We start from the raw sequence: 11865 nt of genomic DNA, 5'->3' as shown, positions 1-11865 counted from the left end.
CGAAGCGGTGATCCCGACTCCGCCATCGAGCATGCCGGCGAAGCCTGCTGCCTCCGTGCCAATTGCAGCCGCCACGCCTGCGGCAACCGTCGCGAGCGCAGCGCCGCCGCATGCCACCGCAGCTGCCGTGCCGCCGCCCGCCCGCGTACCGACTTCCACGCCTCAACCATCACCGGCAGCCATGCCACCGCCGCGCGAGGTCTTGCACCAAGTGACACCGGAAGCGCCGGAAACACCTACGATGGTCCCGTCGTTCGCGCGCAAACCGGCGCCGGCGCCACGTGCGGCCGCGGTTGCACGGCCCGCCGATACCTCGGCGCGCTCGGCCAAGGTCATCGACTGGCTGCTCGGCCATCTGCCGGCGAAGCACCGTGCGCGCATCCGCGAATACCTGGTGCTGATGCGCATGGATCGCCCGGTCGGCGCCTTGCTGCTGCTGTGGCCGACCTGGTGGGCGCTGTGGTTCGCCGCGAATGATTTTCCGCCGATCGGTCCCTTGCTGATCTTCACGCTCGGCGTGTTCGCGATGCGCAGCGCCGGCTGCGTGATCAACGACTACGCGGACCACGATTGGCTCGACGCGAACGTCGAGCGCACGCGCGGCCGGCCGATGGCCGCGGGCCGCGTCTCGAAGAAGGAGGCGCTGCTGCTGTTCGGCGGCCTGCTGACCTTCGCGTTCGTGCTGGTGCTGTTCACGAACGCGCTGACGATCAAGCTGTCCTTCGTCGGCGCCGCGCTCGCCGCCATCTATCCGTTCACCAAGCGCGTCACGCATCTGGCCCAGGTCGTGCTCGGCGCCGCGTTCGGCTGGTCGATCCCGATGGCGTTCGCGGCGGTCACGAATTCATTGCCGCCGCTGTGCTGGCTGCTGTTCCTCGCCAACGTGCTGTTCTCGACGATCTACGACACCGAGTATGCGATGGTCGATCGCGACGATGACCTGCGCGTCGGCGCGAAGTCGACCGCGATCCTGTTCGGCGACGCCGACCGCGTGATCATCGGCATACTGATGGCGACGTTCCTGTTCGCGATGCTGCTGGCCGGCACGCGCGCGCACCTGCACTGGCCGTACTTCATCGGCCTCGCGGGCGCGACCGGCTTGTTCGCGTACCAGCAATGGCTGATCCGCGACCGCGACCGCGCGCACTGCTTCACCGCATTCCGCAACAACAACTGGGTCGGCCTCGCGCTGTGGGTCGGGCTGGTGCTCGCGCTGGCGATCCGCTGACGCGGCGCGCGCGTTGCCGCGCGGCCCGTCGTGCTCTCATTGCATGCCGCCGTTGATGATGCGCGGATCGTGGCCGCTGCGCGCGATTCCATGCGGTGTGATGATGCCCACGGCGCTGCGCGTCCGGGTCAGCGATGTGGCGCCCGCGCCAAGGCCCAGACCTCCACGTGCGCCGCGCCGGCCCGGCGCAACGCGAGCGCGCCCTCGCGCAAGGTCGCGCCGGTCGTCATCACGTCGTCGAACAGCACGACGCGGGCCGGGAACTCCGCGCCCGGCGCCACGATGAACGCGCCGCGCACGTTGCGCCGGCGTGCCTTGGCGTCGAGGCCGGTCTGCGGCGGCGTCGCCTTGTTGCGTAGCAGCACATCGTGCCGCAACGGAATCCCGAGCGCCTTTGCCAGCGGCCGGGCCAGTTCGAGCGCCTGGTTGTAGCCGCGCTCGCGCAGGCGGGCCGGATGCAACGGCACCGGGATGATCAGGTCCGCGCGCTTCGGTGCAGCGTCGATCGCGCGCTCGGCCATCAGTTCGGCGAGCACGCGCCCGGCGGCGAGGTCGGCGTGGAACTTGAAGCGCGCTTCGAGCAGGTCGAGCGGGTGGCCGTAGCGGAACGGCGCCCAGGCGGCCGCGAACGGCGGCTCACGCTTGAGGCATCCGCCGCACAGCGGCGCCGGCGTTTCCAGCGGCAGCGCGCAGCGCGGGCAACAGGGCGTGTTGCGCGTGAGATCCGCGGCACAGCCGGCGCAAAGATCGCGACCATTCGCGCCAGCCGCGCCACAGAGCAGGCAACGCGGCGGCAGCACGACGCGCAGCAGGCGGTCCGCAAAGCCGTCAACTGTGCCGATCCGTTTCAAGTTGACAGCCTCCTTCCACGCCTTGAGACTTCACGCGTTCGCTGTAGGAGCGGCTTCAGCCGCGATGCTTTTTCGTCGTTCGCCGCAAGCATAAAGAGCATCGCGGCTGAAGCCGCTCCTACGACCAGCACTCTAACGAAACCGGAACCGCATGACCGCCCTTCGCCACGACTGGACCCGCGCCGAAATCCTCGCGCTGCTCGACCTGCCCTTTGCCGACCTGCTGCAGCGCGCGCATGCCGTACATCGGGCGCACCACGATCCGAACGCGGTGCAGGTGTCGACGCTGCTCTCGATCAAGACCGGCGGCTGCCCCGAGGACTGCGCGTACTGCCCGCAGGCCGCGCGCTATGCGACCGGCGTCGAGGCCGAGAAGCTGATGAGCCTCGAGGCGGTGCTCGCGAAGGCGAAGCAGGCCAGGTCCGCCGGCGCGACGCGCTTTTGCATGGGCGCGGCCTGGCGCTCGCCGAAGGATCGCGACATCCCGAAAGTCGCTGCCATGGTCAGCGCGGTCAAGGCGCTCGGCATGGAAACCTGCGCGACGCTCGGCATGCTGTCGCAGCCGCAGGCCGACGCGTTGAAGGACGCCGGCCTCGACTACTACAACCACAACATCGACACCGCGCCGGAGTTCTACGGCGAGATCATCCATACGCGCGAGATCCAGGATCGCCTCGACACGCTCGAGCACGTGCGCGACGCCGGCCTCAAGACCTGCTGCGGCGGAATCGTCGGCATGGGTGAGTCGCGCGCGCAGCGTGCCGGTTTGCTGCATACGCTGGCGACGTTGCCGGCGCATCCGGAATCGGTGCCGATCAATCGCCTCGTGCAGGTCGAAGGCACGCCGCTGGCCGGCACTGCGTTGCTCGACCCGTTCGAGTTCGTGCGCACGATCGCGGTCGCGCGCATCACGATGCCGCGCTCGATGGTGCGTCTGTCGGCCGGCCGCGCCGAGATGAGCGACGAGCTGCAGGCGCTGTGCTTCTTCGCCGGCGCGAACTCGATCTTCTACGGCGAGAAACTGCTGACCACCGGCAACCCGGACACCGAACGCGACCAGGCGCTATTCGCGCGCCTGGGTATCCATGCGATGCCGATTGAGGTCGAGTCGAACACGGTGCATGCCGATATCGTCGAACCCTGCGCCGTGGAAGTCGCTTGAAGCCCTCTCCCCCGGCAATGCCGGGGGAGAGGGTTGGGTGAGGGGGCGAGGGGTCGGAAAGGTTGCGGCCCTACCGCTTGCCAACAGGCTTCACTTCGTTTTCCCTGATCGCAAACCCGGCCTCACGCTCGCATGAAGCCCCGCCCCCTCACCCCCACCCTCTCCCCCAATGAGAAAACCATTGGGGGAGAGGGAGTAAGGCTCGGCCTGCTCGAACGCCTCGCCGCTGCACAGTCCGAACGCGCGCGGCAAGCGCTACTGCGCCGCCTGCGCACCGTCGAGGCGGTCGATGGCGCGCATATCCAGATCGCCGGCAAGCAGCTGCTGAACTTCGCGAGCAACGACTATCTCGGCCTCGCCCAGCATCCGGCGTTGCGGGAAGCGTTGGCGAAGGCGGTGGCGCGTTGGGGCGTCGGCGCGAGCGCGGCGCATCTGCTCGGTGGCCACCGCGACGAACACGCGAAACTCGAAGACGCGCTCGCACGCTGGACCGGCCGCGAGCGCGCACTGCTGTTCTCGACCGGCTACATGGCCAACCTCGGTGTGTTGTCGGCACTGCTCGGCGCGGAAGACTTGTGCGTGCAGGACAAGCTCAACCACGCGAGCCTGCTCGACGGTGCGCGCCTCGCTGGCTGCGTGTTGAAGCGTTACGTGCACGCCGACGTCGCGAGTGCAGCGCGCCAGCTCGACACGCATCCCAGCGCGCCCGCGCTGCTCGCGAGCGACGGCGTGTTCAGCATGGACGGCGATGTCGCGCCGCTGGCGGAACTGGCGGCGCTGTGCAGAGCGCAGCGCGCGACATTGATGGTCGACGACGCGCACGGCCTCGGCGTGCTCGGTCCGGAAGGCGCCGGCAGCGTCGCCGAGGCAAAGCTGTCGCAGGACGATGCGCCGATCCTGATGGCGACGCTCGGCAAGGCGCTCGGCGTCGCCGGCGCGTTCGTCGCCGGCAGCGCGACGTTGATCGACGGCCTCGTGCAGAACGCACGCAGCTTCATCTACACCACCGCGCTGCCGCCCTCGCTCGCGGCCGCGACGAGCGCCGCGATCGAGATTGCGCGCTTCGAGGGTTGGCGGCGCGATCGGCTCACGCGGCTGATCGCGCATTTCCGCAGCGGCGCGGCGGAGCGCGGCATCGCGCTGCTCGCGTCGCGCACGCCGATCCAGCCGGTCTCGATCGGCGACAGTGCGGCTGCGCTAGCGGTTTCCGCGCAGCTCGAAGAGGCCGGGCTCTACGTGCCAGCGATCCGGCCGCCGACCGTGCCGGCCGGCCAGGCGCGCCTGCGCGTCGCGCTGTCGGCGCTGCATGCAGAGAGCGATGTCGAGCGCTTGCTGGATGCGCTGGCGGATTGTCTACCGTGATGCGATACACCTGCCGCCTTCTCCCGTCACCCCGGAGGAGGCTGGAAGCGCTTCACGACGTTCGGCTCGTCATTCCCGCGCGCTTTCAGCGGGCATCCAGTGTCTTTTGCCTTGGCGTTGCGACCCTTGCCGGACAAGGCACTGGATGAACCAGCCCTTCGGCTGTTGAAAACGCCGGACCAACGCATTTTTCGGGATCAACGGAACGCAATGCATATCGACATACAAGGAAGCGGCCCCGACCTCGTGCTGATTCACGGCTGGGCGATGCACGGCGGCATTTTCGGCGCATTTGCCGGGGAGCTGACGACGCGTTTTCGCGTGCATGTCGTCGACCTGCCGGGCCACGGCTACAGTCGTGACGACGCGCAGTTCGAGATCGGCGACTGCGCACGGCGCATCGTCGCCACAACGCCGCGCGCGCTCTGGGTCGGCTGGTCGCTCGGCGGCCTTGTCGCGCTGCGTGCCGCGCTGGATCATCCGGCGAACGTGCGCGGCCTGGGCCTGATCGCGTCGAGCCCGCGCTTCGTCAGCGCGCCGGACTGGCCATGCGGCGTCGCGGCCAGCGTGTTCGGCGAGTTTGCAACCGAGTTGCAGGGTCGCTACCGGCACGCGATCGAGCGCTTCCTCGCACTCGAGACGATGGGGTCGTCGCATGCGCAGGCGGATCTGCGCGCGCTCAGGAAGATCGTTTTCGAACGTGGCGAGCCGTCGCTCGACGCGCTCGCCGGCGGCCTGCGTGCGCTCGAGGCGAGCGACCTGCGCGCGGATCTGGCGCGGCTCGCGATGCCCAGCCTGTGGATCGCCGGACGCCGCGACCGACTGGTGCCGCCGGCTGCGATGGAATGGGCGGCCGCACAGGCGCCGCACGGACGCACTCTCGAATTCAACAGCGGCCACGCGCCGTTCCTGGAACATGCTGGTGCGATCAGCGATGCGATCAGCGATGCGATCGCGGCGTTCGCCGCGGAGCTGCCGGCATGAGCGCCGGTCTCGACCGCGGACACATCCGCCGCGCATTTGGTCGCGCCGCGGCAAGCTACGAAGCGCACGCGGTGCTGCAGGCCGAAGTCGGCACGCGCCTGCGCGAACGTCTTGACGACGTCACGACCGTACCGGCGCGCGTGCTCGATGTCGGCTGCGGACCGGGCGGCGGCGCCGCCGCGCTGCTAGCGCGTTTCGGAGACGCCGAAGTCATCGCGCTCGATCTCGCGCTGCCGATGCTCGAAGCGGCGCGCGGGAAAATGGGGTCAGAGTCCATTTCCCGAACTGCGCAGCCGACTGCGCCTGCGCCTCAGGGGAAATGGACTCCGACCCCATTTTCACTTGTCTGCGCCGATGCGCAGGCGCTGCCGCTCGCCGACGCCAGCGTCGACCTCGTGCATTCGAACCTGTGTCTGCAATGGTGCGAGGATCCCGGTCTCGCGCTCGACGAATTCCGCCGCGTGCTGCGGCCCGGCGGCATGCTGCTGTTCAGCACGTTCGGGCCGGACACGTTGAAGGAACTGCGCACCGCGTTCGCGCGTGTCGATGCGACGCCGCACGTGAGCCGTTTCATCGACATGCACGACATCGGCGACGCACTGCTCACGACCGGCTTCCGCGACCCGGTGCTCGAACGCGAGGACTTCACGCTGACCTACGCCGACGCGCGTGACCTGATGCACGAACTGCGTGCGATCGGCGCGACCAACGCGGACGCGAAGCGCCAGCGTGCGTTGACCGGCAAGGCGCATCTGCGTGCGGTCATCGCGGCCTATGAAGTATTCCGCCGCGACGGCGTGCTGCCGGCGACCTACGAGGTCGTCTATGCGCATGCACGCGCACCGGAACCGGGCCAGCCGCGTCGCGGCGGCGGTGGTGACGTCGCGAGTTTTCCGATCGAACGCCTGCGCGGCAGCCGCAGGCGCTGAAGTCGCGATGCGGGCCATGCGCCGGCGGCGTGCCGCCGGCGTGAATGGCGGATCAGATCTTGATCAGGGAGCGGCGCTGCTGGCGTATCAGGCTGATCGCGAGCACGGTCGCCAGCATCAACGTGGTGATCGCGAAGATCGTTGCACCGAGGTAGGGGCCGCTGATGCCACCGGCGGTCGCGCGCGCGGGGTCTTCGCCATTCGGGTCGAAACTGACCGCGAACATGCCGGTGTAGTGCATGCCGCAGACCGCAACGCCCATGACCAGCGCGCTGCCCAGCATCTGCGCGGCACCGCGCATGTTGAACGCGAGCCAGAGCGCGGCGCTCGACGCGACCACCGCGATCAGCACCGACAGGCCGACGATGCCGGTGTCGTAGTAGGTCGCCGCGGCCATCTGCATCGCTGCCATGCCGGTGTAGTGCATGCCGGCGACGCCGACACCCATGAACACGCCGCCGATCGCCAGCTTGATCCAGGTGAACATGCCGCTGCCTGTGATCGCGAGCCCGGCCATGCAGGAGATCATCCCGATCAATGCCGACGCGGCGGTCAGGAAGACCCCATAGGTCACCTCGATATCCATCCGGCATGCCAGCATCGCAATGAAGTGCATGGCCCAGATCGCGCCGCCCATCGCGGCTCCTGCGGCAACTACGGCCTGGGTTCGCTCGCGTGAATCGGTAGCGGCCGGGATGCCGATGGCCAATTGCAAGGCGGTATACGAACCCAGCACCGCCACCAGGTAGGAAAGCGCCGCGAGCAGCGGATCGTGCGTGCATTGGATCGCGTGGTCGTGCATCGGAAATCCCCCTTCGGTTGTCGTGCGAACGGGCTGCAATCAGGCGGCGAACGTGAAGGTGCACGAATCGGCACCGGAGTTGCGGCAAAACGTTTCGAGAATGCGCGGGCGGCCGAGGTGTCCGGGTTCGTTGAGCAGTCCCTCCAGGCAACCGCGCAGGAAATGGCAACTCGAACCGCGATGCAAGCCGATGCCGGTGAAAGGGCTGTTCTTGATGCGCAGGCCATCGTCGTTCAGCTCTACATGGCGCAGCAGGTTGCGCATCGCCGGCAACGCGATGTGCTTGACGGATTCGCCGAGGTTCAGCCGTGCGCCGAGCGCGTAGTCGCGCTTGTAGATCCAGGCGCCCAGACGCATACCGGCGTAACGCGTGGTCGCTTCCCGCTGCGCGACAGTCAGTTCGTGCTCGAACGCAAGCACGCGACTGAAGACGTCCGGGTACGCACGCGCCAGGGCCGGCAGCAGTACTTCGACGCGGGCATGGTCGGGAGCCGTCGAAGCGGCGTCGCCGGTGTGTTCCGGTATCCGTGCCCGCAAGGGCTCGACCGGCGCGGCGGTGGTGGTCGTGGCGGGTCGCACGGCATCCGGTACGCCCGCCTCAAAACTCTGCACCAGAGGATGGCTGCCGAGGCGATCCTCGAGCATCAGCAGATTCGTTTCGGGCCCACGCACGAGCATCGTCAGCACGACGCCCTCTTCGCTTCGCGTCATGCGCTGGCGCTGCAGCGTGAATCCGCTGGCCATGACGAGTCGGCCAAGTTCGAGCAAAAGACCTTCCCGCCGATCGGAAACGATCCGGAATTCGACGTCCGCCATTGCAACCCCCTGCAGCGTTCCATGTCGATCGGGACGCGCTGGCATCAGCAGCCAGCCCACGCATCAGTTGCTCTGCATGAATTTCACTTGATGGGACGAATGCAATTCACAAAAAAGTATATCGCTGTGTCCGTCGCGTTCCCGCCCGGCGCACCGATGTACGCCCCGTTTCTTTGCGACGTGCGTCACACTTTGCGAGTGACGTCGATAGGCGATATCGAGGTGCGATGGTCTGCCCATGCGAATGCCGCACCGTGCGGTTGTTGTTAGGCTGTCTTTCCGGAACGGCTGAAGTGGCAGACGTGCAAACAGCGTTCGACGACGTCCGAACTTCCCGCACTCGCGCGGCTGTACTCTCCGGATGGATTGGAACAGCTCGCACCGGATGCATCTACCTGCACGATCGAGCAGGTCCTTTCGGCGCTGGGCGCGCGCGGGTTGAGCCTGAGCGCGAAAACCGGTCGCGCCGATGACGATGCACCGAACCGCTTTCGCCGCCGTCGCGATCGCGCTCGCCTCAGCACTTTTTTTCACCGCCACCTACGTGCTGAACCGCGCGATGGCCAGCGCTGGCGGCCATTGGGCGTGGTCAGCCGCGCTGCGCTACCTGTTGACGCTGCCCATGCTCGCGCTGGTGATGCCGTGGCAAGGAGGCTTAGCGCCGGTGTGGCGCGCGTTGCGCGCGCATCCGTGGATCTGGCTCGCGTGGAGCGGCATCGGTTTCGCCTTGTTCTGCGTGTGCCTGACCTGGGCCGCGGCGTTCGCGCCGTCGTGGCTGGTCGCCGGTACATTCCAGCTGACCGTGATCGCGGGCATGCTGCTCGCGCCACTGCTCTATCGCGACGCGCGCTCGCGTCTGCCGCGCCGCGCACTCGCGCTCGGCGGCGTGATCGTGCTCGGCGTCGCGATCATGCAGGCCGGCCATTTCCATGGCCGGCTCAATGCCGACGCCTGGCTCGCGCTGGCCAGCGTCACGGTCGCCGCATTCCTGTATCCGCTCGGCAATCGCGCGATCCTGCTGCATCTGGAACGCAGTGGCGAGGATCTGAACGCGGCCCAGCGCGTGTTCGGCATGACGCTCGCGAGCCAGCCGTTCTGGTGGCTCGTTGCCGCGTATGCGGGCAGCGTAGCCGGCGCGCCCGCACCGATGCAGGTTCTGCTCGCGGCCGGTGTCGCGCTGTTCGCCGGCACCATTGCGACGATCCTGTTCTTCCAGGCGACCGGCATGGTGCGCAACGATCCGGCCGCACTCGGCGCGGTCGAGGCGATGCAGGCCGCGGAGTTGCTGTTCTCGACCGCGCTCGGTGTCGCCTTCCTCGGCGAACACGCGCCGAGCGGCTCCGCCGCGGCCGGCGCGGTACTGGTCGTGCTCGGCATCGTCGGCCTCGGATTGCTGGTCGGTCGCGACTCGGCGGGTGACCGCCGCGCGACACAGACGTTGCGCACTGATCGCGGCGCCTGACGCGCGAATGCCGTCGCGAGACGCCCTTCATCGTCCTGGCGGGCTACGTGAGCGACCGACCGACTGGGTACGCCTGCGTACGGCGCTGACCACGAACTGGCAGGCGGCCGACATCGCGCGCGTGCGGCCATCGGTGGTGGCCGGTTCGGCCGTTTTCGCGCCCATCCGGCGCCTGCTTGTCGGGCGGCACGCTCTTATTGGCCGCTGTCGCACTCGTCCTTGCGTTCGGCGTCAGCGTCCCCGTATGGCTATGGCTGCTGCTGGGGACTGACCGCAACGACGCTGGACGTCCGCAGCGTGGCAGGTACCGATACGCGAGATCCACTCCGTTATGCCCACGCGCAATCCGTTGTCGAGCCCCCGCGCTTTCGCTCGACCGCTTACGGATCGATTGTGGAGCGGAGCGTTCCCTGATGATTTCACCAAGGGACCGGACCACATTCATGCGTGAACTGGAAGCGTGGCGGGCACTCCACCGCGTGCGCTTGGGTACGGATGGAGATCGGCGCGGCGCACGTCCTTCGGCGGGCGTCACGAGCGCCATGCCGCTTGCGGCATCGGGTCGGACATAGCGGTCCAAGATCGTGCTGATTTCGTTTTCGCTCACCGCTTCGCCTTTTCGTGCGCGCTCGGCGAGCTTGAAGAATTCGTCGATGCGGGGCTCGCCGTCCGGCTCGGGACTGGTCGTGAAGCCTGGACGCGCGGCGGTCCTGCGATCCCATACGGTACGGACGGCACTCCAGAACGTCGCCGTCCTGGCCCAGTACTCGCGCCCGGCGCCGAAGTCGTAGTCGCCGATGCGCGTGTAGCTGTTGATGCCGTGCTCGCGCGCGAGCGCCTGCCCGCTGCCGTCGGACTTCAGCACCCGCTTGGTGTTGTCCTGTTCGTGCACCCAGCCGGCCGGCGTCAAGGTATGGCGATTGACCACGTCGAGCACCTGGTAGTCGCTGCGCTTGGTGTACTCGCGGCGCGGCAGTGGCCGCAGCGTTCGATCGGATTCCCACGAGTCCTCCCCGGCCTCGTGCGTCCAACGGCCGAGGCCGGCGTAGCGCGGTGCGTCGTCGACTTCGTACACGGTCTGAGACCAGGCGCCGTGCGTCTCGGAGCCGGCGAGCGCTTGTATCTCGAAGCGGCCTTTGCCGCGGTAGCGCAGGATCTGTCCGGGTTGGTACTGCCAGTCCTGTCGCCAGTGCTTGACCACTGTGTGCTCCTTGCCGAGCACGAGAATGTGCTGCAGCGAGATGCGATCGCCGGTGTCGGCGATGACCTCGACGAGTTCGGTGCCGCCTGACCGCTGCGCGTTGTGCGGCGCATAGCCGGGCGCGAGCGCAGCGGTTTCGTCGAACGCGAAACGTACGCGGAATTCGCCGGACATCGCGAGGATGCTTCTCCGGTCGCAGTCGAAAGCGGACGAGGGCGTCGTCGGTGTCTGCGTGCAGGGGCGCACGTAGTTCATTGGCGCCGTTTCCGCGAGAGGCTTCGCGGACTTCGCCGCGGGTCGCGTCGTGTAACCGGAACACCCGGCGAGCACGAACAGCGAGGCGAGCGGCAGCGCCGGCACGATACGCATGGCAATCTCCATCAGGCAGTGTGCAGAGGCGAAATGAGTTCGGCACCTTCGGCGCGCGCGATCACGCGCGCAAGCTCCAGGCCGAGCAATGAAATGCGCAGCGGCGGACGCGCTCCGAGCGTGCGCAGCCATGGCAGGCGCTTCAGGTCGAACATCAGCAGACGCGCACGCCAGCCGCCGCCGAGCCGGGTCAGCGCGCCGCGCAGGAACGCGTTGTGCGCCTGCCGGCGCGGCGGTGTGGAGGGCGGCGCGATCCGGCTCGCCGCGGCCATCTCGTCCCAGGCCAGGTAGTCGGTGTCCGGGAGCAGGAACAATTTGCCTTGCGCATCGCCAGCCGCATCGCGAAAGCACAACCATTCGCGAGGACCCTGCGGTGTGATTGCCGTGTGCGCGGTCACTGCGCAGCATCGGCTCAGCACGGCAAGCGCCGGATGATCGAGCAGCAGCACGCCGCGTGCGCTGATCGTCGCTCTCGATGGCCTCGCGCGCCATGCGCGCCGGTCAAGCCACAGCACCGCGCCGAGTTTGGGCAGAGAATCGGCGAGGTGGCGCAGGTTGAATGGCGTGGGGGACGTCGTTTCGTGCGCCGCCGGCGGTTCGCGTATTTCGTCGCGCCACATATCGCCGGACGCCGGCGAATATGGCGAAGCGGAGTCGCCGTCGCGCTGGAAGTCGCTCATGGGTGTCCGCCTCCCGTCG

At 68.0% G+C, this 11865-nt stretch carries 11 protein-coding genes and 1 pseudogene; 7 read left to right on the top strand and 5 right to left on the bottom strand.

The window, feature by feature from the left end; genetic code table 11:
- Nucleotides 1–241 precede the first annotated feature (241 nt).
- Nucleotides 242–1228, top strand: coding sequence for a 4-hydroxybenzoate octaprenyltransferase (gene ubiA / locus ABD002_RS07100; RefSeq protein WP_343789396.1), 987 nt, complete (start codon nt 242–244; stop codon nt 1226–1228).
- 128 nt (nt 1229–1356) lie between these two features.
- Here the strand turns inward: ubiA and ABD002_RS07095 are convergent, their stop codons facing one another.
- Nucleotides 1357–2079 carry a ComF family protein gene (locus ABD002_RS07095; protein ID WP_343788666.1) on the bottom strand — a complete coding sequence of 241 codons (723 nt, stop codon included), beginning with the start codon at nt 2077–2079 and terminating at the stop codon, nt 1357–1359.
- Nucleotides 2080–2230: 151 nt separating this feature from the next.
- Between ABD002_RS07095 and bioB the strand changes: the two genes are divergently transcribed.
- The 4 genes from bioB (at nt 2231) to bioC (ending at nt 6516) form a co-directional block, all read left to right on the top strand.
- Nucleotides 2231–3241, top strand: a complete 1011-nt coding sequence (gene bioB / locus ABD002_RS07090) for a biotin synthase BioB (RefSeq protein WP_343788663.1) — start codon at nt 2231–2233, stop codon at nt 3239–3241.
- A gap of 132 nt (nt 3242–3373) precedes the next feature.
- Nucleotides 3374–4603, top strand: coding sequence for an 8-amino-7-oxononanoate synthase (gene bioF / locus ABD002_RS07085; RefSeq protein ID WP_343788660.1), 1230 nt, complete (start codon nt 3374–3376; stop codon nt 4601–4603).
- A gap of 210 nt (nt 4604–4813) precedes the next feature.
- Complete coding sequence (gene bioH, locus ABD002_RS07080) at nt 4814–5587, top strand: pimeloyl-ACP methyl ester esterase BioH (RefSeq protein ID WP_343788657.1); 774 nt, start codon at nt 4814–4816, stop codon at nt 5585–5587.
- A complete protein-coding gene (gene bioC / locus ABD002_RS07075) occupies nt 5584–6516 on the top strand; it encodes a malonyl-ACP O-methyltransferase BioC (protein WP_343788654.1) in 933 nt (310 codons plus the stop codon). The genes bioH and bioC overlap by 4 nt, the downstream gene beginning before the upstream one ends.
- Before the next feature lie 52 nt (nt 6517–6568).
- Here the strand turns inward: bioC and ABD002_RS07070 are convergent, their stop codons facing one another.
- Nucleotides 6569–7318: an MHYT domain-containing protein gene (locus ABD002_RS07070; RefSeq protein WP_343788651.1), complete on the bottom strand. Its 750-nt coding sequence runs from the start codon at nt 7316–7318 to the stop codon at nt 6569–6571.
- Between the two features lie 39 nt (nt 7319–7357).
- Entirely contained in the window at nt 7358–8134 is a 777-nt protein-coding gene (locus tag ABD002_RS07065; RefSeq protein ID WP_343788648.1) for a hypothetical protein, read from the bottom strand.
- A gap of 469 nt (nt 8135–8603) precedes the next feature.
- Here ABD002_RS07065 and ABD002_RS07060 point away from each other — a divergent pair, with 469 nt between their 5' ends.
- Both ABD002_RS07060 and ABD002_RS19670 read left to right on the top strand, forming a co-directional pair.
- The gene (locus tag ABD002_RS07060) at nt 8604–9596 is read left to right on the top strand and encodes a multidrug resistance efflux transporter family protein (RefSeq protein WP_343788645.1); all 993 of its coding nucleotides are present in this window, start codon (nt 8604–8606) and stop codon (nt 9594–9596) included.
- 176 nt (nt 9597–9772) lie between these two features.
- Nucleotides 9773–10168: a PH domain-containing protein gene (locus ABD002_RS19670; protein ID WP_425545125.1), complete on the top strand. Its 396-nt coding sequence runs from the start codon at nt 9773–9775 to the stop codon at nt 10166–10168.
- A 38-nt stretch (nt 10169–10206) separates the two neighbouring features.
- Here the strand turns inward: ABD002_RS19670 and ABD002_RS19665 are convergent.
- Together ABD002_RS19665 and ABD002_RS07050 are read right to left on the bottom strand one after the other, a co-directional pair.
- A pseudogene (locus ABD002_RS19665) lies at nt 10207–11052 on the bottom strand (DUF6607 family protein); the annotation flags it as partial.
- A 125-nt stretch (nt 11053–11177) separates the two neighbouring features.
- Nucleotides 11178–11846: a ChuX/HutX family heme-like substrate-binding protein gene (locus ABD002_RS07050; RefSeq protein WP_343788639.1), complete on the bottom strand. Its 669-nt coding sequence runs from the start codon at nt 11844–11846 to the stop codon at nt 11178–11180.
- Nucleotides 11847–11865 lie beyond the last annotated feature (19 nt).

This window comes from Dokdonella soli, from assembly GCF_039523175.1.
In the GTDB taxonomy this organism is placed as follows: Bacteria; Pseudomonadota; Gammaproteobacteria; order Xanthomonadales; family Rhodanobacteraceae; genus Dokdonella_A; species Dokdonella_A soli.
The sequence above is the reverse complement of the archived record's forward strand: the minus strand, read 5'-3'. Positions and strand labels throughout refer to the sequence as shown.